The sequence below is a fragment of the Dactylosporangium sp. NPDC005555 genome (assembly GCF_040605635.1).
Taxonomy (GTDB): domain Bacteria; phylum Actinomycetota; class Actinomycetes; order Mycobacteriales; family Micromonosporaceae; genus Dactylosporangium.
The window spans coordinates 104,601-130,501 of the sequence record NZ_JBEXDG010000022.1 but is presented as its reverse complement, the minus strand read 5'-3'; the positions used below and the strand labels follow the sequence as shown (position 1 = coordinate 130,501).

General features: G+C 70.6%; 16 protein-coding genes and 1 pseudogene. 8 read left to right on the top strand and 9 right to left on the bottom strand.

Translation table 11 applies throughout. From position 1 onward, the window contains the following. Positions 1–10: 10 nt before the first annotated feature. The 6 genes from ABZS58_RS25070 (at position 11) to ABZS58_RS25045 (ending at position 8,118) form a co-directional block, all read left to right on the top strand. Positions 11–385: a hypothetical protein gene (locus ABZS58_RS25070; protein WP_354785344.1), complete on the top strand. Its 375-nt coding sequence runs from the start codon at positions 11–13 to the stop codon at positions 383–385. Then, positions 382–3,825: an ATP-binding protein gene (locus ABZS58_RS25065; protein WP_354785342.1), complete on the top strand. Its 3,444-nt coding sequence runs from the start codon at positions 382–384 to the stop codon at positions 3,823–3,825. Before ABZS58_RS25070 ends, ABZS58_RS25065 begins: the two co-directional genes overlap by 4 nt. Next, positions 3,822–5,804 carry an MFS transporter gene (locus ABZS58_RS25060; RefSeq protein WP_354785340.1) on the top strand — a complete coding sequence of 661 codons (1,983 nt, stop codon included), beginning with the start codon at positions 3,822–3,824 and terminating at the stop codon, positions 5,802–5,804. The genes ABZS58_RS25065 and ABZS58_RS25060 overlap by 4 nt, the downstream gene beginning before the upstream one ends. 6 nt (positions 5,805–5,810) lie before the next feature. Beyond that, on the top strand, positions 5,811–6,353 hold the full coding sequence (locus ABZS58_RS25055; protein WP_354785338.1) for a hypothetical protein: 543 nt from the start codon (positions 5,811–5,813) through the stop codon (positions 6,351–6,353). An 11-nt stretch (positions 6,354–6,364) separates the two neighbouring features. Continuing rightward, on the top strand, positions 6,365–7,492 hold the full coding sequence (locus ABZS58_RS25050; protein WP_354785401.1) for a M23 family metallopeptidase: 1,128 nt from the start codon (positions 6,365–6,367) through the stop codon (positions 7,490–7,492). An 80-nt stretch (positions 7,493–7,572) separates the two neighbouring features. Beyond that, complete coding sequence (locus ABZS58_RS25045; RefSeq protein WP_354785399.1) at positions 7,573–8,118, top strand: hypothetical protein; 546 nt, start codon at positions 7,573–7,575, stop codon at positions 8,116–8,118. 3 nt (positions 8,119–8,121) lie between these two features. On the opposite strand, the gene ABZS58_RS25040 is transcribed toward ABZS58_RS25045, so the two are convergent. Beyond that, complete coding sequence (locus ABZS58_RS25040; RefSeq protein ID WP_354785336.1) at positions 8,122–8,745, bottom strand: hypothetical protein; 624 nt, start codon at positions 8,743–8,745, stop codon at positions 8,122–8,124. A 367-nt stretch (positions 8,746–9,112) separates the two neighbouring features. Here ABZS58_RS25040 and ABZS58_RS25035 point away from each other — a divergent pair, with 367 nt between their 5' ends. Next, positions 9,113–11,116 (top strand): hypothetical protein, encoded by a 2,004-nt coding sequence (locus ABZS58_RS25035; protein WP_354785334.1) that lies wholly within the window; start codon positions 9,113–9,115, stop codon positions 11,114–11,116. Between the two features lie 237 nt (positions 11,117–11,353). Here ABZS58_RS25035 and folE read toward each other — a convergent pair whose 3' ends face one another. The 7 genes and pseudogenes from folE to dacB all read right to left on the bottom strand — a co-directional run bounded on the left by folE (position 11,354) and on the right by dacB (position 20,680). After that, entirely contained in the window at positions 11,354–11,935 is a 582-nt protein-coding gene (gene folE, locus ABZS58_RS25030; RefSeq protein WP_354785332.1) for a GTP cyclohydrolase I FolE, read from the bottom strand. A gap of 116 nt (positions 11,936–12,051) precedes the next feature. Further along, positions 12,052–14,055, bottom strand: coding sequence for an ATP-dependent zinc metalloprotease FtsH (ftsH, locus tag ABZS58_RS25025; RefSeq protein WP_354785330.1), 2,004 nt, complete (start codon positions 14,053–14,055; stop codon positions 12,052–12,054). Between the two features lie 211 nt (positions 14,056–14,266). Further along, positions 14,267–14,842: a hypoxanthine phosphoribosyltransferase gene (gene hpt, locus ABZS58_RS25020; RefSeq protein ID WP_354785328.1), complete on the bottom strand. Its 576-nt coding sequence runs from the start codon at positions 14,840–14,842 to the stop codon at positions 14,267–14,269. Between the two features lie 65 nt (positions 14,843–14,907). After that, positions 14,908–16,527, bottom strand: a complete 1,620-nt coding sequence (locus ABZS58_RS25015) for a gamma-glutamyltransferase family protein (protein ID WP_354785326.1) — start codon at positions 16,525–16,527, stop codon at positions 14,908–14,910. 9 nt (positions 16,528–16,536) lie between these two features. Further along, a complete protein-coding gene (tilS, locus tag ABZS58_RS25010; protein WP_354785324.1) occupies positions 16,537–17,502 on the bottom strand; it encodes a tRNA lysidine(34) synthetase TilS in 966 nt (321 codons plus the stop codon). Between the two features lie 719 nt (positions 17,503–18,221). Then, positions 18,222–19,265, bottom strand: a pseudogene (locus ABZS58_RS25005) (zinc-dependent metalloprotease); the annotation flags it as partial. Positions 19,266–19,339: 74 nt separating this feature from the next. Further along, positions 19,340–20,680, bottom strand: a complete 1,341-nt coding sequence (gene dacB / locus ABZS58_RS25000) for a D-alanyl-D-alanine carboxypeptidase/D-alanyl-D-alanine-endopeptidase (RefSeq protein WP_354785322.1) — start codon at positions 20,678–20,680, stop codon at positions 19,340–19,342. 135 nt (positions 20,681–20,815) lie between these two features. Here dacB and ABZS58_RS24995 point away from each other — a divergent pair, with 135 nt between their 5' ends. Then, complete coding sequence (locus ABZS58_RS24995) at positions 20,816–21,355, top strand: inorganic diphosphatase (protein WP_354785320.1); 540 nt, start codon at positions 20,816–20,818, stop codon at positions 21,353–21,355. Between the two features lie 333 nt (positions 21,356–21,688). On the opposite strand, the gene eccCa is transcribed toward ABZS58_RS24995, so the two are convergent. Then, complete coding sequence (gene eccCa / locus ABZS58_RS24990) at positions 21,689–25,882, bottom strand: type VII secretion protein EccCa (RefSeq protein WP_354785318.1); 4,194 nt, start codon at positions 25,880–25,882, stop codon at positions 21,689–21,691. Positions 25,883–25,901 lie beyond the last annotated feature (19 nt).

Sequence of the window (25,901 nt, the reverse complement as noted above, 5' to 3'; positions counted from 1 at the left end):
GTGAACGAGAATGCGGCTGCGCACCGACGACGACATCTACCGGGCCCGCCTGGTCTACCTCGGGCCGCCCGGCTACACCCTGCCCATCCAGCTGCCGTATGCGCAGTACGGGGTGTTCGCGCTCCTGGTGCCCTTGTTCATGTTCATCCGATACATGATCACGCTGCAGGTCGACTTCTTCCCCGCCTACGAGATCGCCCTCGCGATCGTGGCGACGTCGCTGATCTTCCGCTACGTCGACCCCGACCGTCCCGCCCGGATGGTGGTCCGCACAGCCCTGACCGACTGGCGCCACACCCGGGAGCCGAGCCGCGAGCAGCGTGACGCGCGACTCGTGGCCACCAGGGTGCGTATCCGCCCGGAACTCACCGGTGATCTCGCATGACCAACCCGCCTCCCCGTCGTACTGGGGGCTATTCCAACAACCCGGACACCGATGACGACGCTGCGCACACGTCTGACTACGACGGCGGTCTGAGGGCCGCCGCCGAGGGCGGTCGCGTGGCGATGTTCCGCGGCCCGGCCCGTGGCCCGGCAGCCGACCGGCCGGCGAGCGCGCCGCCCGCGGCGGACGTCGACTCGCCGTTCCTCGGCCTGTTCGACGACCCGCCGCGCGACCGCGTGAAGGCCATCGGCGCCGGCAGCAACCGGCCGATCTCCGGCATCCCGGTGTCCGCGGCCCCGACGTCCGGCGCGGGCCGGGCACCCGAGGATCTGCGCGCCCCCAAGCGGGTGGTCCCGCGGACCGAGGCGCTACCGGCCACCGCCTATGAGCGACGGCAGCCCGCTGCGCCCCAGGCGCTGCCCGCGGGTCCGTCGCCGGCCGCCGACCGGCTCGAGCGCAGCGGTGAGCACACCTTCGACTGGAGTGGCGAGCACCCCCGCCTTCCCGGGCGGCCGGCCGACCTTGCCGGACGGCCCGACGTCTCTGGGCGGGCCGACGTCACTGGACGGCCCGGCGTTCCCGGGCGGGCCGACCTTCCTGGGCGGCCCGACGTTCCCGGGCGGGCGACCGACGTTTCCGGGCGGGCGGGCACTGCCGAGCGCCGGTCCCAGCAGCCGGCGCAGCGGCAGGCGCCGGACCGCTCCACCCGCTTGCCGAGCAGGCCGTCGGTCGGGAGCGCCAGTCGTACACCCGCGAAACCGGCGAACGGGAAGGTCGTGCCGGCACGCAGGACGACCCCGCCGCCCGGCCAGGCGTCCCGGCCCGCGGCGGGGAAGAAGACGCCGCTGGACCGCACCCCGAAGCCCCGGCCAAAGGACCGGCAGGCGTCGATCGACCTGGCGATCACCGAGATCGCGGGGCACCTGACGTTCACGCCGAACACCGTCACCGCCTGGTACTGGCTGCCCGAGGTCCGCTGGGCGTTCCGCCCCGACGCCGAGCGTGAGGCGCTGCTGTCGGCGATCTCGGAGCAGTACGCGGGCCTCGCCGGCTTCCGCCTGCACCTGCGCCGCACCACCCGGCCGTTCCCGGCCGACCAGTGGGCGCGCGTCGTGGACAGCAACACGCCGTTTCCGCTGCCGTCCGCCGGCGCCGGACCGTCGTGGGCCGACCACCTCGTCGCCGCGCAGAAGCACCTCCTGGCGATCAACCACGCCGAGGGCCAGACCTACCTGGGCATCTCCTTCGCCCGGCGCACCCTCGGCGACACCTTCGCCGAGCGCATCGGCTCCCTCTTCCGCCGCGGTGTGGCCGACGCCGAGCGGCGCAGGATGGCCCGCACCGTCGAGCAGTTCGACGAGGTCCTGGGCGCGTTCGGCATGCGCGGCCGCCGGGTCACCGCCTATGAGCTGGAATGGCTGCTGTACCGCTCCGTCGCGCTGTGCATGTCACCGCCCGGACAGGTCGCGTCACTGGACGGTGGCTGGGAGCGCGGCGACCTGCTCGCCCTCACCGAGCAGGTCGAGCGCTACCGCACGCCCTACGGGTCCACGGTCAAACTGGTCAACCGGGTCAGCGGCGAGGAGCGCCACGTCGCCGTCCTCACCGTCGGCCGGATGGAGCCGCTGGAGATCCCCGAGCGGCACGAGCCGTGGCTGCACTTCCACGAGCGGCTGCCGTGGCCGATGGAGCTCTCCTCACGCATCGACATCCTCGGCCCCAACGACTCGTTCCGGAACCTGGAGCACCGGCTCCGGCTGATCCGCTCCCAGCAGGCCGACTACAGCGAGCACGGCATCGACGCGCCACCGGAGCTGGAGCGCCTCGCGAAGCGCGCCCTCACCATCGGCGACGAGATCAGCACCGGCCTGCCCGTCGACTCCTCCCGCGCGCACGGCTGGCACCGCATCGCCGTCGGCGGCCGCACCCGCGAGGAATGCCTGGAGCGGGCCCGCCGGATCACCCAGATGTACTCCCGGGAGATGCGGGTCGCGCTGCAGCACCCGAAGCAGCAGGACTGGCTGGCCCGCGAGTTCATCCCCGGCGAGCCCCTGGCCAACACCGGCTACCTGCGCCGCATGCCGGTCAAGCTCTTCGCCGCCGCCCTGCCGCAGGCCGCCTCCACCGTCGGCGACCGCCGCGGCGACCTCATCGGCCGCACCGCCGGCACCTCCCGCCGCCCGGTCTTCCTCGACCTGCACTTCCCGATGGAGGTCCGCGAGCGCTCGGGCCTCGCCGTCTTCGTCGCCGAGCCGGGCGGCGGCAAGTCCACCCTCATGGGCGCGCTGGGCTATCTGAATGCCCGGCGTGGTGTTCAGGTGACGCTGCTCGACCCCTCGGGGCCGCTCGCCCGCCTGTGCGCGATGCCGGAGCTCGCCCCCTACTCGCGCGTGCTCAACCTCACCGGCTCCGAGCAGGGCACCCTTGCGCCGTACTCCCTGATCCCCACCCCGCAGCGCGGCCACTACGTCCCGGGCCCCCCCGGCGACCGCGAGTTCGAGATCGCCGTCTCCAACGCGCGCGCCGAGCGTCGCATGCTCGTGCAGGACATCTGCATGATGCTCGTCCCGCCGCAGGTCGCCCGCGAGGCCTCGACCGCCACGATGCTGCGCCACGCCGTGCGCCAGGTGCCGGCCGAGGAGTCCTCCACCCTCGAGGACGTCATCCGCTCCCTGCGCGACACCGGCGACCACGACGCCCTCGAGCTCGGCAACCTGCTCCTGGACACCGCCGAGATGCCCCTCGCCATGCTCTTCTTCGGCACCCCGCCGCCCGGCCTGCTCGGCGCCGACGCGACCCTCACCGTCATCACCATGGCCGGCCTGCGCCTGCCGGACCTCAAGATCGAGCGCGAGTACTGGTCCGCCGAGGAGTCCCTCGCCCTGCCCATGCTGCACACGGCCCACCGCCTCGCGGTCCGCCGCTGCTACGGCGGCGACATGACCCAGCGCAAGCTGGTCGGCCTGGACGAGGCCCACTTCATGGAAGGCTGGCGCTCCGGCCGCTCCTTCCTGGTCCGCCTCGCCCGCGACTCCCGCAAGTGGAACCTGGCCGCGCTGGTAGCCTCGCAGAACCCCCGGGACATCCTCGGCCTGGACGTGCAGAACCTCGTCTCCACCGTCTTCGTCGGCCGCATCGCCGAAGACTCGGAGATCGCCGCCGAAGCGCTGCGCTTGCTGCGGGTCCCGACGGATGTCGGCTACGAACAGACCCTCGCCGCCCTCTCCCAGGTCGACACGTCGTCTTCCTCGCGTCTCGGCTTCCGCGAGTTCGTGATGCGCGACGTCGACGGCCGCGTCCAGAAGATCCGCGTCGACGTGTCCTACGTCCGCGACCTCCTGCGCTACCTGGACACCACCCCAGGCGGCATCCAAGCCAGCAACACCGTCGGCGGCGAGGTCGTGGACGTCCACGACGACGACCCGGAGGTCGACAGGTGAGCCGCCTGCCCGTGCACGCAGCCGTGGTCATCGTCGCCGCGGTGGCCACGCTCTTCGCCGGCCCCGCAAACCCAGCCGCCGCCACCCCGGGCGCCCCCACCCAGGCCCCCGACGACAACCTGTGCACGGTGCAAGAGTGGCGCAACCCCACCAACTTCCAGAGTTGCGCCGACAGGCTGCAGAGCAAGATCGCCGAGCGCGCGAGTTGCCTCGACGCCCCTGCGCCGAGTTCGCCCGATTCCGGCATGGCAGGCTGGTTCGCCCAGCGTCTTCCATCATCCAAAGAAATCGGCATCCAAGGTCGCTACAGCTTGTACGGCTACGCCGGCTACGACTTCAGTACATACGACCTTAAATGCGCATCAGTGGTCACGAACCCGAGTGCCGAGTTCGAGAATACGATCGCAAACGGCGAGTTTCTGATTGCGACCTCGATAACCGGAGCATCCAACGCTCTTCGCGAGCGCGCCTGGGATCCCACATATATGTGGGGATGGGCAGAGCCGCTTGTAGAACAGGGCACGAAGGCCGTCTACGACAAAGTGTTCACCGCATTCGGCGCCGTAACGATCGCTATCGTGGGAATGTACCTGTTGTGGCGGTCACGCCAATCAGATCTGTCGAGCGCCGTGACCACAGCAGGCTGGGCAGTGTTCGTCATGGTCCTGATAACGGGCATCGCCGCTTGGCCGAGCCGTGCGGCAAGCCTCGCCGACAAGACTCTCATCTCCAGCCTGGACATCATCCATAACGCCGTAGGCCCAGCTGAAGAGTCAAACGACGAACCATGCCCTCTCATCAACCCGGAAGCCTGTAAAGATCACCGTCCACCTGCAGTTCGCGCCAGCGACACGGTGGTGGACGGCCTTCTTTATAAGAACTGGCTCCGAGGCACTCTCGGCTCCGCCGACAGCCTCACCGCACAGAAGTACGGCCCTGCACTGTACGACGCGAAGGCGTTCAGCTGGAACGAGATCGAGGAGATCCGCGCCGACGAAGAGCGTGTGCGCAAAATTAACGAAGAGCGCACCAATTCCAAGAGCACACTTCCAGCGGAGACGTCCACGCTCCGCAACGTGAAACTCGAGCAGAAGAGCACTCGATGGAAGAAGATCGCCGAACAGATCCGGGCGGACGACCCTGAGGCATACAGCCACCTGCAGGGCGGCAACGGCATGGATCGCATCGGTGCCGGATTCATGGCGATCCTTTCGGCTCTATTCTTTGCGCTTTTCGACCTCACATCCTCAGTGCTGGTCATCCTGGGCTTTCTGATTTTCCGGTGGGCGGTGATCGCGTCACCACTCCTTGGAACGATCGGTCTGCTCCGACCAGCCAACGCGGGGCTGAGGCGGCTCGGCAACGCGGTCATTGCGGCGATGTTCAACATCGTCATATTTGGAGCGGGCTCTGCGATCTATTTGTTTGCAGTCAGTTTGATTCTCAAAACCGATTCTTTGGCAGGGTGGTTGCAGGTCCTGCTGATCTGGCTGACCGGAGTCGTCGGCTGGCTGCTCTTGCGACCGTATCGCCGGATAACACAGCTCGGCGGGAAGGATTCGACCCGAGCGATCACCTCAGCCGGCAGCTGGCACCGGCTGTTCCTGCGTGACGTCCGCCAAGCAGCCGCGCTGAAGGTCGTCGACGCTGGGGGAACGAACGAGCCGCGGCGACACGTCGAGGACGGTCCGGTCCGGCAGCGGCCGGAATCCAGGGACGAAGATTCGTCGACGGCGCGTACCGGCGAGCGGCAGACGGGCGAGCGGCAGACAGGTACCGAAGAACGGGACGCGCGGCCTGAGGAGCGCCCGACGCGAGAAGGCAGTCCGGAGCGTAGACGTCGAGAGCCGACGTGGGAAGAGCCGGACTCGCCGGCGGAGACTGCACCGTCGTATTCGATTTATCGACCCGACTCGGAACGGTCCACTACGGACCGGCAGCCAGCGCGACGGCCGGAGTCGGCAAACCTGCCGGGGTGATCATCCATGCGTACGGTTCTGCGTCTGCTTGGCACGCGGTACGGCATCGCGCTGGTGCTCACCGTTGTGGTGCTCGTGGTCGTGGGGTTCGGCCGGATCATCGTCACCAAAATCGACCCAACAGACAACGACGCGCTGGGACCGACTGTTGCTCCGGCGACGACAACACCAGATCCATACAGCTCCCTCGGCGACGACGGAGTTATCGAAGGTCAAAGTTCGCCGGCGCCGTCGTTGAGCAAGGGCGCCGCCGATGTGAGCACCGTTGCCACGCGGTTCGCAGATGCCTGGTTGCGCAAACCCGGAGTTTCCGGCGAGCAGTGGCGGGCCGGGCTGAAGCCGGACGCTTCGGGTGACCTCATGGAAGCCCTCGCCGAGACCGACCCGAGCGACGTCCCGGCAACCACGATCACTGGGCAGCCGACCCTGAAGGAGGAAGGTCAGGCGGTAGAGGCCAAGCTGCCCGCAGACGGCGGGACGATCGTCCTCCACCTCGAAATCATCGGCGGACGCTGGCTGGTCACCGCGCTGGGCTGGGAGACGGCGTGACCGCGTTCGACATACCCGGCGGCCAAGGTGAGGTCGGCCGGCGAAGACTCCGCCCAGCGCTGCTGATCGCGCTGGCAGCAGTGCTGGTGCTGCTGTGTTGCGGAGGTGGGGTGGTCTCGTTTTTCCTCGACGCGGCAACCAGGACCACGAACTATGACTCCGGCTGCGGCAACGGCAAGCTGATCGACGTGTCCGCGGAAATGCCGAAGCACCGCACTCTCGGTCCTGAGCAGGTTCGCAACGCGGCGATCATCGTGCGAGTGGGGCAAGACCTCAACGTGCCGCCGCGGGGCTGGGTCATCGCTGTCGCGACAGCGATGCAGGAGTCGTGGCTGCGCAATCTGCCGAATCTCGGCAAACGAAACGACCATGATTCGCTGGGGCTGTTTCAGCAGCGGCCCAGCACTGGGTGGGGAACCCCCGTGCAGATCATGGATCCGATGTACGCATCGCGGAAGTTCTACGAAAAGCTTGTGACGATCCCCGGCTGGCAGACGATGAGCCTGACCCGTGCCGCACAGAAAGTCCAGCGCAGTGCGTATCCCGATGCCTACGCCAAGCATGAGGAACTCGCGTCGACGGTGGTCAACTCCCTGACCGGCGGTGCGGCACGGGCCGTTGGTGATCAAACCAACCTGCAATGCGTTAGCGCTGGTCAGATCTCCGCATCCGGGTGGACAACTCCGGTCAAAGGGAAAGTGGGATCGGGCTACAGGACCGCATCCCGCCCGACCCATCAGGGCGTCGACCTTATCGTCCCGCGGGGGACCCTTATCCGCGCCGCCGCCGCGGGCAGCGTCATCAAAGTCCGTTGCGACGCGATCGGACCGAATGGCAAGCCATGGGGTTGCGACCGGGACGGCTCGCCGTCGGTTCGTGGGTGCGGCTGGTTCGTGGACATCTTGCACGCCAACGACATCATCACCCGGTACTGCCACATGGTGAGGCAGCCCAGCGTCGTGGTCGGCCAGAAGGTCGCGCCTGGTCAGGAGATCGGATTCTCGGGCACAACGGGGCACTCCTCAGGTCCGCACCTGCATTTCGAGACACACATCAACGGTGACTCGAGTAAGAACGGCGCGGTCGACCCGGTTCAGTTCATGCAGCATGTCGGCGCGCCACTCGGGGGAGAGCCGTGAGCGATTTTCCAGGCAGTGGCGACCTTCCCGACTGGGAGCTGCTGGCCGGCGATGTCGAACGAATCCCGGCAGGCATCGAAATGGTGTCCGCCGCCTCCGTCCGCGATTTGCGCGGCCGACGCGCGATGGTGGGCCTGCCCGGCCTGGGCTGGCGTGGCGACCTACGCGTTGACGACTCGGTCGTTCAGGCCAGCCGGACCTATGTGCCGGTGCTGCCCGAACAAGAATGGTACCGGGCCGAATCGGAACAGACAGAGGTCTTCGCACCACTGGTGCCGATCGAGCGGGTCTGGGCGGAACGGATCTCGTCGGCAGTAGTGCCGGCAGACAAGGGCACGGATCTGGTGGGACGACTGGTTTCGCTGGACGCGCCGCCAGTTCGGCCACCGCGGCGGATACGCGATACCGGAGTCGTTACAGGGCTGCGCGTGATCCGACTGCCGGGACCAAATGACAAAGCTGGGAAAGATGAGCGAGATCTCCGAGCGGTGACGGAACCGTACAACAGCTCGGAGGGAGACATCTGCGTTCGGGTGTGCACGGAGCTGGACTGGTATCGCTGGGCCTGGAGTGGTCAAGCACCGAAAACTCTTGAGTTGCCGATCCACCTCCTGTGGATTGAATGACCGCTACGAGTCGATACGTCGGGCAGAACAGACCCGCCAACCACCTTCGTCGGCCAATTCGAAATGCCAACGCTGCTGGTCTTGTCGAGCCGAGTCTTTGACAAAACTCATGACAATGTTCGTTTCAATTGTCGCACGCCCGCCGGCGGATTCGTTGATCTGCGTATCAACGACGTTGATCTGGATATCGGTGCCGAATTCTTTCTCACGCGCTTCGATCGTTGCAACCAAGCTGTCGAAGTCTCGCAGGTTGGTCGAACGGCAGACGAGCAGATTGAAACGCTCAGGCGTGCTCCCGTTGACTCGAGCGTCAAGATACTGCTCGAACGCGGCGCGTGGCGTGCTGCGGTCGGGGGTGGTGGCCTTGTCGTACAGGACATAGGCGGTAATCGAGCCGCCCAGGCATAGGCCGAGTGCTGTCACTGCTATGACCAGGAGCAAGGTCTTGCGGAAGCCGAGGCCTCGCTTCGGAGGCTTGGGAGGTGGGCCGGGAGCGGGGTCAGGGCGGCGCAGAGGCTCGTCCTTGCCGATGATCTCGCCTTCGAGGACATCGTCGTCGCTGGGCCGGGATCGGGGGATCGACCTGCCCTGATCGATGTTCGGCTCGTTCGGCTTCGATGGGTCCACGTTCAGAGGCTATCCGGCCGCGGTGAGGGTGGCACCCTCCCGCGCCGCGGGTGGCACGGCGGACCGCGCCGGACCGTGACAAAAGCCCAGCGCCGCCGAAACCCAGCACCGCCAAAGCCCAGCACCGCCGAAACCCAGCACCGCCGAAGCACGGCGATGAAAGAAGCCCCAGCACCGCCGAAGGGGCGCGGTGAGGAGTGAGCGGGGTGCGCAAGGACGTACAGCAGGAGGTGCAAGATCAGGAGGGCTGGAGGACAAAGCTCGCACCTGCGGGAACGTAAGACTCCCAGTGCGCCTACTGACTGGTTCTGCGGTCTGCGTTACCGTTCCGGCATCTGCTGGATCGGAGAGGGCGGAAAGGGGCACGGTGGCACGCCTGCGGGCACGGATCGAGCGAGCGGCGGCGCTGCACCGGCACACCGCTGCGCTGGTCGCCGCCGCCGGGCCGATCCTCGATGGTTACTCGCCGAACGCGGCGCCCGCGGATCAGTATGCGGAACAGCACGACCTCACCGCTGAGCTGCGGGCGGACGCGAATCTGCTGGCGCCGGGGTGGTTGGGGGCGCAGCTGGACGCGTTGGCGCCGAGCACTCCGCTCGGGGGGCCGCTGCCGCCGACGTTCGTGAGGGTCGGGCAGGCGCATCCGCTGGACGACGCGCGGTTCCCGGTCGTGGTGCCGCTGCTGCGGGCGGGGCACATCGCCATCGACGCCGATGCCAGGGACAGCCGGGTCGCGGGGTTGTTGCGCAGTCTGGTGCTGCGGCTGCTCGCGTCGTCGCCGCCGGGGTCGGTGCGGATCCGGGCGGTCGACTCGGTCGACTCGGGGTCCACGTTCGGGTGGTTCACCGGGATCGAGCCGGTCATGCCGCCGCCGGTGACCGATGTGGAGGGTCTCCGCGCCGTACTGGACGACGGAGAGCGCTGGCTCGCGGCCCGCACGGACGGTGCCGGTCCGACGCTGCTCATCGTGATCGCGTCGCTGCCGGAGCTGACGGAGGGCCGGGACCTGGCCAGGATCGCGGGGCTGGCGCACGCGGGTCCGGCGGGCAGGTTGCATCTCATCGCGGCCGGCTGGCCGCCGCCCCCGTTGACCGCGGAGACCACTCAGGCGCCGCTGCCGCACGCGACGCAGATCGCGATCCGCAACCCGCACGCGTGGGTGGGCGACCCGCCCGGGGCCACGTTCTCCGGCACCGGCGTCACGCCCGGAAGGCTCAACGCTCCCGTATATCTTGACCCTGATCCACCCGCTGATCTGGTACGCCGTGTGTGCGCCCAGCTCGCCGGCCCCTGGAGCACGCCACCGGCGCCGGTTGGCGAGCCGAGCAGGACGGCGTGGCTGAACTACGTGGCCGCCGGGCAGCGGCTCGACGCGGTCCGGCGGGAGGTCATCGCGCTCGTCGCGGAGCACAAGGCGGCGCTGAAGGCCGCGCGCGACGACCTGTCGGCGATCCGGGCGAAGCTGGCCCACCACCAGGCGTACCTGGCGGAGGTCTCCCGCGAGATCGGCGGCCGGCCGTTCGAGATGCTGCCGAGCTGGCAGGAGACGCAGACGGCGGCCTCGGTGCTGACCGGCGCCGCGCAGCCCGCGGGCCGCCGCCGCGGCGCTACGCAGGCCCCGCACCAGGGTCCGCGCACGGCGACCGTTCCGGTGAGCGCTCCCCCGACGCCGCCGGCGACCGGCAACCTGTACATGGGCAGCACCGCGGGCAACACGGGCGCGATTATGGGCCCGTACCAGAGCAACGCGTTGAGCGGCCCGACGGGCGCACAGCCGACCTATCGCCCCCCGGTCAGCGGTGTCCCCGCCCGTCCGCAGAGCCCCGGCCAGGCGCACGCGCCGAGCCCCGGTCTCGCGAAGAGCCCCGCTCAGGTCAGCGGCGGTCCCATCCGGCCGATGGCCGTCAGCGGCGTGCCTGCCCCCGTGTCCACCGGCGCCACCGGGACGGGTGCCGTGCGCCCTGTGAGCCCTCCAGCGCCCGACTCGCTACCCGGGAGGGTGTCCCATGCCCTCCGCGTGGCGGCGGCGGGCCTGAAGCAGTCTGAGGCTGCGCTCGCCGTTCCCGGCCGGTCGGACACCGCCTCCAGCACCCGGGTCTGGATGAACGCCGCGATCTACTTCACGTTCGCGGTGCTCGCAGCGGTCGTTCAGGTGCCGACCCTGCTGGCGGGCGAACGTTTCGACGAGATCAGCCTCCTTGCGCTGCCTTGTGCGCTGGTACTGCCGGCGCTGGCCTTCGGCCTGGGCTGGCTGACGATCGGCGCGACCACCCGACGGCCGACGTCCAGGACCCCGGTGATGGGCCTGACGATCAGCCTCCTGGCCCTGGTCCCCCTCATGGTTTTCGTCGCGGTGTTGGTACTGCGCTGACGCAGGCCACCTGGCCACGACGGACAAGAGTGACCCGGGGCGCAGCACGTCCGACGCCCGGCTGATCAGAGCACTTGCGCAGCTGGCCGCACGCGGAGACCCGGCACGGTCAGCTGCACGAAGAGGACCGGCGCCGGGATCGAAGCGAGCGATGCGAACGGCTGGCGACACGGCGAAAGCCCGGCCGGATGGTCGTCGACCATCGGCCGGGCTCGGCAGCTGCGAAACCCTGGCGGGCTAGCCGCGCAGGATCAGGGACATCGCCTCGGCGCGGGACTTGGCGTCGTCGCGGAGCAGACCGCGGACCGCGGACGTGATCGTGCGCGAGCCGCCCTTCTGAATGCCGCGCATCGACATGCACATGTGCTCGCACTCGATGACCACGATGACGCCGCGCGGGTTGAGCTCGTTCATCAGCAGGTCGGCGATCTGCGAGTTGAGCCGCTCCTGCACCTGCGGCCGCCGCGCGTAGACCTCGACGAGCCGCGCCAGCTTCGACAGGCCCGTGATGCGGCCGTCGTGGCCGGGGATGTAGCCGATGTGCGCGACGCCGTGGAACGGCAGCAGGTGGTGCTCGCACATCGACATGACCTCGATGTCGCGGACGAGGACGAGCTCCTCGTGGTCCGCCTCGAAGGTCGTGGACAGGACCTGGGCCGGGTCGACGCGCAGGCCGGCGAAGAGCTCGGCATATGCGCGGGCGACCCGGGCGGGCGTCTTGCGCAGCCCGTCGCGGTCGGGGTCCTCGCCGACGGCGAGCAGGATCTCGCGGACGGCCACCTCGATGCGCTTCAGGTCGACGTTGCGCTCGACCTCCACGCCACCGAGCTTCCCGCTGACGAGCCGGGCGGCGACGTGGTCGAGCTCGGTCTCGACTGATGCACCGAGCCCGGCGCCGTTGTCTTCGGCGTCGGGCTCGGTGCTACTGATCTCGCTCAGTTCTTGCCGTCCGTGGTCTCGCCGCCGCTGGTGATCCGCACGTGGTCACCGTCGCCGTTCAGCCCGACCGGCTGGCCGACCTCGGCACCGTTGGCGCCGGCCTCGAGGGCCCGCCGCCGGCGGCCGTTGCCGCTGAACGGCGCCATCGGCGGCCGCTTGACCACGCGGGCGCAGATGCGGGCCATGTCGGTCTGGGAGATGGTTTCCTTCTCGAACAGCTCCTCGACGATCTGGTCCAGCACGTCGCGGTATTCGACCAGGATCTCCCACGCCTCGTCGTGCGCGATCTCGATGAGGGCGCGCATCTCGCCGTCGATCTCGGCAGCGACCTTCTCCGAGTAGTCCCGCTCGTGGCCCATCGTGCGGCCGAGGAACGGCTCGCCCTCGCCGGTGCCGTACTTCACGGCGCCGAGCTTGGCGCTCATGCCGTACTCCGTGATCATCGAACGGGCGAGCGCGGTCGCCTTCTCGATGTCGTTGCCGGCGCCGGTGGTCGGCTCGTGGAAGATGAGCTCCTCGGCGGCGCGGCCACCCAGCGCATACGCCAGGGTGTCGATCATCTCGGAGCGGGTCTGCGTGTACTTGTCCTCGGTCGGCAGGACCAGCGTGTGGCCCAGCGAACGGCCGCGGGACAGGATGGTCACCTTGTGCACCGGCGCGGAGTGCGGCAGTGCCCAGGCGACCAGCGCGTGGCCGCCCTCGTGATACGCGGTGACCTTCTTCTCGTGGTCGCTCATGATGCGGGTGCGCCGCTCGGGGCCGGCGACAACCCGGTCGATCGCCTCTTCGAGGTAGTCGTTGGTGATCGCACGCTTCTCGTGGCGGGCGGTCAGCAGCGCCGACTCGTTGATGACGTTGGCCAGGTCCGCGCCCGTGAAGCCGGGCGTGCGGCGGGCGACCGCGTCGAGGTCGACGTCGGGCGTGAACGGCTTGCCCTTCGCGTGGACCCGCAGGATCGCCTTGCGGCCCTCCATGTCGGGCCGGTCGACGGGGATCTGCCGGTCGAAGCGGCCCGGGCGCAGCAGCGCCGGGTCGAGGATGTCGGGCCGGTTGGTGGCCGCGATCAGGATCACGCCGCCCTTGGTGTCGAAGCCGTCCATCTCGACGAGGAGCTGGTTGAGCGTCTGCTCGCGCTCGTCGTGCCCGCCGCCCATGCCGGCGCCGCGGTGACGGCCGACGGCGTCGATCTCGTCGACGAAGACGATGGCGGGCGCGTTGGCCTTGGCCTGCTCGAACAGGTCACGGACCCGGGAGGCGCCGACACCGACGAACATCTCGACGAAGTCCGAGCCGGAGATCGAGTAGAACGGCACGCCGGCCTCGCCGGCGACGGCGCGGGCCAGCAGCGTCTTACCGGTGCCGGGCGGGCCGTAGAGCAGGACGCCCTTCGGGATCTTGGCGCCGAGGGCCTGGTATTTGGCCGGGGCCTGCAGGAAGTCCTTGATCTCGTGCAGCTCTTCGACGGCCTCGTCGGAGCCGGCCACGTCGGCGAAGGTCGTCTTCGGCGTGTCCTTGGAGATCAGCTTGGCCTTCGACTTGCCGAAGTTGAGCACCCGCGAGCCGCCGCCCTGCATCTGCGACATGAAGAGCAGCAGAAGGACGACCAGCACCGCGATCGGCAGAAGGTTGATCAGCAGGCTGACGAAGATGTTGTCCTGCGTGACATTGACGTTGTACTGGTCGATCTTCTTGGCGGCCTGCAGCTCGGCGAGCTCGTTCTGCAGCTCGTCGGCGGACCGCGCGGTGAAGGAGGTCTCGACCTTGTCCGTCTTGGAGCCCTTGATGGTCTCCTTGGTCTTCAGGTCAAGTTTGAGCGTCTGCTCCTTGTCCTGAATGACCGCCTTCTTGGCTTTGCCCTCACGCAACAGGGCAAGCACCTGCGAAGTGTCCGCCTTGGTGTAGCTGGGGCCGGACGTGAAGAAGGAACTGAGGATGATCGCACCGATGATCACCAGGAGGATCCAGACCACCGGCCGGCGGAACAAACGGGTACGTTCCATGTTGTCGTCGAGCGCACGCGGCGCCCGGCCCCTCCATCCGTAAGACCGCTGACCGCGCCGGACCCACTGTGCCGACGCGATGTCGAAAGCGTCGACAGAATGGCTTGGTTGACGCTCGCGACCATTTGACGGTACACCGTGGCACCGACAGTCGCGGATCGGCGTGGGCCGGGGAGGAGATGCTCCCAGCAGACTCCCAGGAAGTGCGGGGTCAGCCCTGCCCGTAGACCGAGGGCTTGAGCACCCCGACAAAGGGCAGGTCACGGTAGCGCTCGGCATAGTCGAGCCCGTATCCGACGACGAACTCGCTGGGGATGTCGAAGCCGACATACCGCACCGGCACGTTCACTCTCAGCGCATCGGGCTTGCGCAGCAGCGCCACCACGTCGACCTGGGCCGCGGAGCGGCTCTGCAGGTACTTCAGCAGCCATGACAGCGTGAGACCCGAGTCGACGATGTCCTCGACGACGATCACGTGCCGACCGGCGATGTCGCGGTCCAGGTCCTTGAGGATGCGCACGACCCCGGAGGACGTCGTGCCCTGCCCGTACGACGAGACCGCCATGAACTCGAGCTCCACCGGCGGACCGACCCGGCCCAGCGCGCGGGCGAAGTCCGCCATGAACATCACGGCGCCCTTGAGCACCCCGACCAGGAGGATCGAGTCGACGTCGGCGTGGTCCGCCGCCACCTGCTTGGCGAGCTCCGCCGTTTTGTCCCGGATCTGCTCCTCGCTGATGATCACGTGGTCGATGTCGGACGCGTGCCAGGTGGTGCCGTCGGCCATGCGCCTAGCCTGCCGTATCGGCCCTCCCGGATCGACGGCGGGTCACCCCCGGGAGACGTCCGCCATTAATAGCCCAGCGCGGCGCCGTCGGCCCGCGGCTCGGAGCCCGCGACATAGCCGGACGGTGTCCGCCAGATCGCCTGCCCGTAGCCGAACGCGCCCTGCTCGTCGACGATCCGCACCTGGTGACCGCGCCGCCGCAGGTCGCCGGCGGCGTCGGCGAGGCCGGGCTCCAGCCGGACGTCCAGCCCCGTGTGCCAGTACCAACGCGAACGGTCCAGAGCCGCCTGCGGATCCAGCAGGTCGTCCACCGTCGACCGGACCACCTGCACGTGTCCCTGTGGCTGCATGTGGCCGCCCATCACGCCGAACGGCCCGACCGGCGCGCCGTCCCTGGTCAGGAAGCCGGGGATGATCGTGTGGAACGGTCGCCGGCCCGGTCCCACCTCGTTCGGGTGACCTTCGCCGAGCGAGAACCCGGCGCCGCGGTTCTGCAGGCTGAAGCCGGTGCCCGGCACGACGACGTGCGAGCCGAAGCCCATGTAGTTCGACTGGATCAGGCTCACCATGCGGCCGTCGGCGTCGGCGGTGCAGAGGTAGACCGTCCCGCCTCGCGCGGGGTCACCGGGCGGGTGCTCTACGGCATCCTGGCCGATCAGCGCCCGGCGTCTCGCCAGGTAGTCAGGATTCAAAAGGTTCGGCTGGTGTACGACCAGCGAAGGGTCGCCCACATACGCATGAGCGTCGGCGAACCCGAGCTTGACGGACTCGATCTGCCGGTGCAGGTCACCGTCGCCACCCGCGGCGAACCCGTCGAGGATCCCGAGCGCCTGCAATGCGGCGATGCCCTGCCCGTTCGGCGGCAGCTCCCAGACCTCGTGTCCGCGGTACCGCACCGACAGCGGCTCGACCCAGAGCGACGCGTGTTCCGCCAGGTCGGCCTCGCGCAGCAGCCCGCCGGTCCGCTCGGCGTGCGCCACCACCGCCTCGGCCAGCTCGCCCCGGTAGAACGAAGCGCCGCCGCTCGCCGCGATCGACCGCAGCGTGCGGGCCGCGTCCGGGTTGCTGAACCGCTCCCCCGCCCGCGGCGCCCGGCCACCGTGGGTGAAGACACGGGTCCACTCGGTGAACTCGTCGCCGTGCAGTGCGGCGTGCACCACCTCGACCGCGCGGTCCCAGTGGTGCGCGACGATCGGCGACACCCCGTAACCGTGCTCGGCGTAGGCGACCGCGTCGTCGAACAGGTCCGCGAACGGCAGCGAGCCGAACCGTCCGTGCAGGTCACGCCAGCCCGCCGGGGCGCCGGGCACAGTCACGGGCAGCCAGCCGCGCGCCGGCATGACCCGCTCGGCGGCCGCCTGCGCGCCGCCCAGCGCCTCCCCGGCCCGGGCCGACGGCGTGCGCTCCAGCACCAGGTCGCGGGTCAGCAGCGCCGGCGAGCGACCCGAGGCGTTGAGGCCGTGCAGCCGCTCGCCGTCCCACACGATCGCGAACAGGTCACTGCCGATGTCGTTGGACCCCGGTTGCAGCACGGTCAGCGCGGCGGCGGTGGCGACGGCCGCGTCCACGGCGTTGCCGCCGCGGCGCAGCACCGCAAGCCCCGCTGAAGCGGCGAGCGGCTGGGTGGTCGCCACGACACCACGCGGCGCGTACACCGCCCGGCGCGGATGCAGGTCATTCGACATCCGTTGATCTTATGCGATCCGGCGCAGCCTGCCGCCCTGTCGGGCGATCCGCAGCCCACCCGGCAGGGCCGCGGGACCTTGCCCGTGCCAGTCCGTGACCAGCGCGTCCATCGCCACCACGTGGCGGTGGGAGAGCGCGCCGCCGGACACCCCGAGCCGACGCGCCCACGCGTGCAGCACTCGCGTCCGTACCGCCGTCGGCAACCGCTCCAGCTGCGCGATGTCGAGGTCGTCCCCCACGGCGGCCTTGTCGAACGCGTCCGAGGCCAGGTCGTCGAGGTGCGCGGTGTCCGCCGCGATCAGCCCCGCCGTGCGGGCCAGGTTGTCGATCACGGCCGGTCCGAGGGCCGCCACCAGCGGCCGCACGCGCGACCTGGCAAACGCATGGTCCGTGTTGTGCGGGTCCTCCCACGGCGTCAGCCCCGCGACCTCGCACGCCGCCCGGGTGTCGGCCCGCGGCACGTCCAGCAGCGGCCTGGCGAACACCACCCCTTGCCGCTCCCGCCTGGCCGGCATGCCCGCCAGCCCGTGCGGCCCGCCCCCACGCGTCAACGCGAGCAGGACCGTCTCCGCCTGGTCGTCGCGCGTGTGGCCCAGCAGGATCAGCGCCGCCCGGTGCTGCTTCGCCGCGGCGACGAGGGCCGCATACCGGGCGTTGCGAGCTGACGCTTCCGGCCCGCCGTGCCCACCGACCTTGACGGTCCGGACGTCCACCGGGTCGAACTCGTGCTCGCGCGCCCACCCCGCCAGCCGGGCGGTCCTGTCCCCTGAGCCTTCCTGCAGTCCGTGGTCGACCGTCACCAGCCCACAGTGCGTCCCCATGCGCTGCGTGACGAACCTGGCCGCCACCGCCAACGCCAGGGAGTCGGCCCCACCGGAGCACGCCACGAGCACCGTGTCACCGGGCGCCACCCCGGCCAGCCCACGCCGGACCGCGGCACGCACCGCGGCCACGGCCGGCGCGAGCGCGGCCATCCCGATCAGCCGGTGACGTCGGGCTTGGCCGGCTTCTCCTGGCCCCCACCGTCCACGGCGCCGTTGCCCGTGCTGCTGCTGTCCGTGCTGCTGTCCGCCACGGCGCCGGTCAGCGGCTCCACCTCGGCGGGCTCCGCCTCATCGTCGCGATCGGAGGCCCCGGCGGCCTCAGCACCCCCAGCGGCCTCAGCACCCCCAGCGGCGTCAGCAGCCCCGGCGGACTTCGGCGTCTCGGATGTCGCCGAGCCCTCAGCGCTGACCGCCGTCGTTGCCGTCGTGACCGGAGCAGGCACCGCGGCCTCACCGGCCGACAGGCCCGCCACCTGGGTGGACTCGGCGATCCCGGCCTCGGCCTCCACCGGCTCCACCACCGTCGGCACGGGCGCCGGCGGCACCTCGACCGCACCCACCTGGACCGGCTCAGCGGCAGCCGGGGCGACCGTCGTCGCCGCCGCGGTGACCGGACCGGACGTCGCGGTGGCAGGAGCGGACGCCGTGGCGACCGGGACGGCCGCGGCGGTGACCGGAGCGGACGCCGCGACCTCATCGGCCGACAGGCCCGCCACCTGGGTGGACTCGGCGATCCCGGCCTCGGCCTCCACCGGCTCCACCACCGTCGGCACGGGCGCAGGCGGGGCCTCGACCACGGCGGCCTTCACCGGCGAGGCGGCGGCCTGCGGCGGGGGCGGGACGATGACGGGCCGGTGCAGTGCGCTCGCGCCGTGCACCCGGACGACCCACGCGTCGGGGTCGCCGAGCTCATCGAGCCGAGGGATGGTCAGCGGCGACTGCCAGATCTTGTTGAACCCGTCCATGCCGACCCGCTCGACGACCGCGTGGACGAACTTGCGGCCCTCGGCATACTGACGCATCTTCACGTCGATGCCGAGCAGCTTGCGCAGGACGCGGTCGAGCGGGTTGGTGGTCGACTCCCGGCGCCGGTTGAACTTGGCGCGGATGTCCTCCACCGACGGCACGACCTCGGGGCCGACGCCGTCCATGACGAACTCGGCGTGCCCTTCCAGGACGGTCATGAGCGCGGTGAGCCGGTCGAGGACGGCCCGCTGGGCGGGGGTCTGGACCAGGTCGAGCACAGAGATCTTGCTGTCGGGGTCGCGGACCACGTCGGCGAGGGCGCCGATGCCGCGCCGCACCCGCTCGGCGAGCTGGTCCTGGTTGAGCTGGGAGGCGTCGACGAACGCGCCAACCTCACCCAGGAAATAGCCCCGCATCCAGGGGACCGCGGTGAACTGGACCCGGTGGGTGACCTCGTGCAGGCACACCCAGAGCCGGAAGTCGCGCGGGTCGGCGCCGAGCCGGCGCTCCGCCTCCACGATGTTGGGGGCGACCAGGAGCAGCTGGCCGGGGTCGGCGGAGAAGACCTCATACTGGCCGAGGACCTTGCCCGACAGATATGCCAGGACGGTGCCCGCCTGGACGCCGGTGAACCGCGACCCGATCGCGCTGGCGACGGGCCCCGGCTGCTTGCCGCCGGCGAGCCGCTCCGCGAGCGGCTGGATCACCTGCCGCAGGCCCTCGATGTTGGTCGCCGCCCAGTCGCGGCGGTCGACGATGCGCACCGGCGGTGCCAGCATCTTCGTGCGCAGGCCGGTGAAGGAGCTGACGTGCTCGGTCGCCTCGTCCGCCAGTCCCCGAAGATCGGTGACTGCGGCGGCGGCCTCCTCGTAGGACACGGCAGGGCCGCTCTTGCCCAACGCCGCGGCGGTGGCCGCGGCCAGATCCCAATCGACGAACTGCGCCATGAACCCACCGTACCCGCGCCCGACCACCGCCTGCTGCTGAGAAGACCCGGAGTCGACCTTCAGCGACGGGTCAACTACCGGCAGCCACAGGCGGCGAGCGTGGCGGCGACCCGGTCGAGCGCGACGACCGCTTTGTCCCGATCGGTGGTCTGGTCGGCCATGAACGCGAAGGCGAGGGTCCGCCCGTCGGCGTTCACGACGATTCCGGCGAGCGAGTTGACCCCCGTGAGCGTGCCCGTCTTGGCCCGGACCAGCCCGGCCGCACTCGCACCTTCCTGCGGTTTGACGAACCGTGTGATGAGGGTGCCGCTGTACCCGGCGACCGGCAGGCCGCTGAAGATGCCGTGCAGGTCGGCCCGGTCGGAGCGGGCGGACATCGCCAGCAGCGCGGTCAGCAGTGCCGGGGACAGCCGGTCATTGCGGGAGAAGCCGCTGCCGTCGACCAGCCCGTACCCGGTCACGGGCAGGTTCAGCTCCTCCAGCACCGTCCGCATCGCGGCGGCGCCACCCTCGAACGACGCCGGCTGGCCCTTGGCGAGCGCGACCTGCCTGGCCAGGATGTCGGCGAGCACGTTGTCGCTCTGCAGCAGCATGAACTCGACGAGTCGTACCATCGGCGCCGACTCGACCTTGCCCAGCTCCTGCGCACCCGCCGGGGCCGTGCCGGCGACCGCCGCGGTGGGCGGCAGCCCGAGCATCTTGGCGAAGGCCTGCGCCGCCTGGACGTCCGGTTGCGGATACCGCTTGGCGTATTGGCCACTGCTCGGGCGGCCGCCCTCGGTCATCAGCGGGGTGATCACCGCGCCGGACCCCTCGGTGGTGGCGTCAGCGTCCCAGCCCGGACCGATGCCCGGACCGGTGAACACGGACAGGTCGTACACCACCTTCGTCGGCACCGTGCTGCCCAGCGCCTTCTTCACCTGGGCGGCGAGGTCGTCGAGCCGGGCGGCGCCGGGGTAATACGGGGTCTGGAACACCGCGAGGGTCGGGTCGCCGCCGGCCACGATGACGACCTCGCCCGGCTGCGCGCCCGCGACGACGCGCGTCGGGATGCGGTACGCCGGCCCGCGGGCCGCGAGCGCCGCCACCGCCGTGACGACCTTCGTCGTCGAAGCCGGCGTCATGGCCGCGTCGGGCTCCGACGAGTACAGGACCTGCCCCGTCGCCACGTCCACGACGGAGGCGGTGATGTGCGGGCCGAGCGCGGGCGCGGTCAGCAGCGACGCCAGGGCGGCCTTCACCCCGTCCGGTGACGGCAGCGGCGCCTGGCTGTCCATCGCCGGCAGTACCGCCGGTGGCAGCTCAGGCGTGACGCCGGCGGACCATTTGGCCTTTTCATCCGAGTCGACGAGCCCCAGCAGCCGGATGGTCCGGGGTCCGGCGTACACCGAAGCGAGCGCGGCAACGAGTGCCACGACCAGCGCGACGGCCGCGACAACAGTGCCAACCTGTGGTCTTTCCCTCGCCAACGGACCCTCCCCGTTCTTCACCGTGGTGCTGTCAGGGAGACTAATGGTCGGCGCAGCGGTGCGAGGGTGAGGAGTCATCAGATGGACTTCGACGTGACGGTCGAAATCCCGAAAGGTCAACGCAACAAGTACGAGGTTGACCATGCGACCGGCCGGATCAGGCTCGACAGGACGCTGTTCACCTCGACGCAGTACCCGGCCGACTACGGCTTCATCGAGGGCACGCTCGGCCAGGACGAGGACCCGCTCGACGCGCTCGTGCTGGTGCAGTCCCCGACGTTCCCGGGCTGCCTGATCCGCTCCCGGGCGATCGGCATGTTCCGCATGACCGACGAGAAGGGCGGCGACGACAAGGTCCTGTGCGTGCCCGCCGAGGACCCGCGCCTGGAGCACCTGCGCGACATCCACCACCTGGGCGAGTTCGACCGGCTGGAGATCCAGCACTTCTTCGAGGTCTACAAGGACCTGGAGCCGGGCAAGAGCGTCGAGGGCGCGACGTGGGTCGGGCGGGTCGAGGCCGAGGCCGAGATCGCCGCTTCCCGCAAGCGTTACCAGGAGGCGATCGCGAACGGCACGTATCACGACCCGGGCGTCGCCCCGAACGCACGCGCGACCGAATAACACCGCTGCGGCCGCGGCGCTCTCCGCCGCGGCCAGGCGCGGTAGAGGTCTGACCGCTCCAGGCGTGACCGGGCGCGCCTCAGGTGCGACCGGCCTTTCAGACGCGGCCGCCCCCCGTGCGCCGGGTGCGTTCAGCGCGGCCGGCGCTGTCGCAACCACGGTCTGGACGCGTGCGCCGCGCCCACCGCGGCGAAGATCTTCAGGCGGTCACTCCCCGTCGGCGAAACCCCCACTGCGAGGATGTCCTCTTCCAGGGCGCTTTCGGGTGCGGCGGCCCGGAGTGCGGCCGGGTGCGTTTCAGCTCGCCTCTACGTATGCGACCTGGATTGCGTCTCAGTCCGCCTCGACGTGTGCGACCTGGATGAGGCGCGCACCGTCGCGGCGGGTGACCAGCCAGCCCCGGCCGGGTGGCAGCGGGCCGGGTCGCACGTTGCCGAGCAGGGCGCCCTCCTCCCGGTCCCCGGACAGCAGCAGGCCCGGCGAGGACAGCTCCCGCAGCCGTTGCAGCACCGGCTCGAACAGCGCCCGTGACGCACCGCCGCTGTGCCGGGCCACGACCAGGTGCAGGCCGATGTCGCGGGCCTGGGCGAGATACGGCAGCAGCGGCCCGACCGGATTGCCCGCCCCGGTGGCGACCAGGTCGTAGTCGTCGACCAGCACGAAGCACTCCGGCCCGGTCCACCAGCCCCGGCTGCGCAGCTGGTCCTGAGTGATGTCGGGCCCGGGCAGCCGCCGCTGCATGTACGACGCCACCGATGCGATCAGGTCCTCCGTCTGCTGCGCGCCGGTGCCGTAGCCGATGAGATGTTCGCCGCTCACGGCGCCGAGCAGGCTGCGCCGGTGGTCGACGAGCACGATCCGCGCCTCCTCCGGCGCGAACCGGCCGCTGATCGTCGTGGCCAGGCCCCGCAGCAGCGTCGACTTGCCCGACCCCGCGTCGCCGAAGACCAGCAGGTGCGGCTCCGCGCCGAAGTCGACCCGGGCCGGACGCAGGTCGGACTCGGCGACGCCGACCGGCAGGTCGAGCGGATCGCCGGAACCGGCCCGGTCACCGATCATGGCCGCGTGCGGCACGAGCGCCGGCAGCATCCGCACCCGCGGCGCCGGCGGACCGTCCCACGCCGCCGCGACCGCTCTGACCAGGGCAGCCTGATCACCACTGGCCAGCACCGGCGGCACCGCCGCCATCGTCGGCGGCATCTCACCCGCCGTCGGCGCACCTGCCGCCGGGACCCCGGTCGGCGGCACCCCGGTCGACGCGGAAAGCCGCCCGGTCGGCGGCACCCCGGCCACCGCAGGCGGGACTACGGTCGGCGGCACCCCGGTCGGCGGGATTCCGGTCGGCGCGGAAAGCGGCCCGGTCGGCGGGACCCCGGCCGCTGCGGGCGGCACCGCGGTCAGCGTCGGCAGCGCCACCAGCAGGTGCAGTCCGTCGGACGTGACGCCACGGCCTGGCGAGTCCCTCGGCACGTTCGCGGCGGCCTTGCGCGGCGCGAGCGAGTCACTCTCGTCGCCGAGCCGCAGCTCGATCCGGGAGCCGAGCAGGTCCCGCAGCGCCGGCCGGAAGTCCATCCAGCGTGACGCGGAGACGGCCACATGGATGCCATACGACAGACCGCGGGTCGCGATGTCGGTGATCGCGCTCTCGAGGTCCTCGTATTCGCCGCGGACCGTCGCCCAGCCGTCGATCACCAGGAACACGTCGCCCCATGCGTCGTCCGTGGCGGCCGCGCTGACCGTCGCGCGCCGGCGCCGATACGTCGCCATGCTGTCCACGCCCGCCTCGGCGAAGCGCCGCTCCCGGTCGCCGAGCAGCGCCGCGACCTCGCCGACCGTGCGGCGGACCGCGGCCCGGTCGAGCCGGCCGGCGACCCCGCCGACGTGTGGCAGGTCCCGCAGGCCGAGCAGCTGGCCGCCGCCGAAGTCCAGGCAGTACACCTGGACCTCGGCGGGCGTGTGGGTCAGCGCGAGCCCCACGATCAGTGTGCGCAGCGCCACCGACTTGCCGCTCTGCGTGCCGCCGACGACCGCGACGTGCCCGTGCGCGCTGTCGAGATGGAGCCACAGCACGTCGCGGCGCTGCAGCAGCGGCTTGTCGACGTGCGCGACCGGCACCCGCAACGCCCCGCGCAGCCGCGGATCGGCGACGCCCAGCCCGCGCCCCGCCTCGACCACGACCGGGCCGAGCAGCTCGTCGAGCGCCGGTGACGTGCTCAGCGGCGGCAGCCACACCTGGTGCGCGGGGACGCCCTGCCCGGCCAGCCGGTCCACGAGTATGTCGAGCAGGCTAGCGGTGCCGGTCGGCTCGGGTGGCTCTTCCCGCGGCACGACCGGTGGGGCGAACCGTGTGTCATACACCAGCACGCGCCGCCCCTCGCCCCCGCCCGCACCCGGACGTCGCGGCTGGTGGTGGGCACCCGACACATATGCCGCCTTGAACCTGGTCAGCGGCTCGGTGCCCGACTTCAGATAGCCGTGCCCGGGCGAGCGCGGCAGCTCATACGCGTCGGGCACGCCGAGCACCGTGCGCGACTCCAGCGACGAGAACGTCCGCAGACCCACCCGATACGACAGGTGCGTGTCAAGCCCTCGCAGCCTGCCCTCCTCGAGCCGCTGCGACGCCAGCAAAAGGTGCACGCCCAGCGACCGGCCGACCCGCCCGATCTGCACGAACAGGTCGATGAAGTCCGGTTTCGCCTCCAGCAGCTCGCTGAACTCGTCGCAGATCACCAGCAGGCTCGGCAGCGGCACGAGCGGCGCTCCCCCGGCGCGGGCCCGCTCGTAGTCGCGGACCGAGTCGTAGTCCCCGGCGCGGCGCAGCAGCTCCTGCCGCCGCACGACCTCGCCGTTGATCGCGTCGGTCATGCGGTCGACGAGCGGCAGCTCCGCCTCCAGGTTGGTGATGAACGCGGCGACGTGCGGCAGCCGGTCCAGCCGCGCGAACGTCGCCCCGCCCTTGAAGTCGATCAGCACGAAGTTGAGCGTCTCCGACGAGTGCGTCGCGGCGAGGCCGAGGACCAGCGTGCGCAGCAGCTCCGACTTGCCGGATCCGGTCGCGCCGATGAGCAGCCCGTGCGGCCCCATCCCGTCCTGCGCGGACTCCTTCAGGTCGATCTCGACCGGCTGCCCCTGCGGTCCGACCCCGATCGGCACCCGCAGCCGGTTGCGGTGCGGGCGCGGCGCCCATGCCCTCGCCACGTCCAGCGACCACGGGTCGTCGAGCGCCAGCAACGCCGCCAGGTCCGCACCGGTTTCCCTTCTCGCATTGTCGGCGTCGTTACGACCAACGACCGCCAACCGAAGCGGGGCCAGCCTTCGGGCGATCGACTCGGCCTCGGCGCTCGACAGCCCGTCGGGAACGCCGACGGATTCACCGGGGCCCGCTGGGTCGCCGTCGGCGGCCACCGACGTGGTCACCAGCCGCCCGTCCGACGGGTCGAGCACGATCGCGGTCCGATCGGGCAGCCGCGACGGCGCACCGTCCAGGTCGATCAGAGTGACCCCGTCGACGCCTCCGGTGGTGCCGAGATGGCCGCTGCCGGCCAGGTCACCACCGTCGAGCACGACGACGACGTGCGGCGCGGAACGCTGCGCCGCGGCCCGCTCGGCGGCGAACCTCCCCCGGTTGGCGAGCAGGTCGTCGAGCAGCCCCTCCAGCTCGACCGCCGATCCCGCGACGAGCCGGACCGGCCCGACCCCGTCCGTGCGGGTCGGATGCATGGCGTGCGGCAGCCATTTCGTCCACTCCCACCGGTCGCGGCGGTGCGGTCCCGCGCACACGGCGACCAACAGATCTTCCGGCGCATGGAACACGACCAGTTGCGCCAACATGGCTCGCACCAACGCGGCAGAAGCCTCATCGGGAGCCTCGGCACTCAGGTGGACCCTTGCGAAGCTGCGCAGCGAGAGCGCCACCGGCAGATCGGGCACCACCGAGCAGGTGTCGAGGAACCGTCGCAGCGCCCCGGCCGTCAGCGGCTCGAGGTCCTCCAGCGGCCCGGTCAGGGGCGGGTGCAGGGGCGTCGCGAGGGTCTGCGGGCCGACCGCGACCCGCACGACCGCGAAGTCACCGTCGGTCGGACGCCGCTCCCACAGGCGGAAACTGTCGACCGTCGACCACAACGAGCCCGGATCGGGATGGCGGTAGTGCAGGCCGGCGCGCTGCTTGGCGGCCGTGTCGCGGACCTGCCGTCGCAGCGCCGCCAGGTGGCGCAGATAGTCGCGGCGCGCCGCCATCATCTCCGCCTTCTTCGGCCCGCCTCCCGCGCCGGCCGATGTCAGCAGCATGCCGAGTGTGGAGAAACCGAACACCGCCCCGATCACATACGAATACGTGCCGCCGTCCCGCCCGGCGAACAGCAGCGCGGTCGCCAGGGTGCCGGTCAGCATCGGCACCACCTGGACCATCTGCTGCCAGCGCGACGCCGGTGCGGCCGGGATCTCGGGCGGTGCCTGGACAACCAGCTCACCGCTCGGGATCTCGGGCGCCGGGCGCCGGGGCGACCGATTGACGACGACCGTGCTCATGCCAGGGACTGTAAAACCT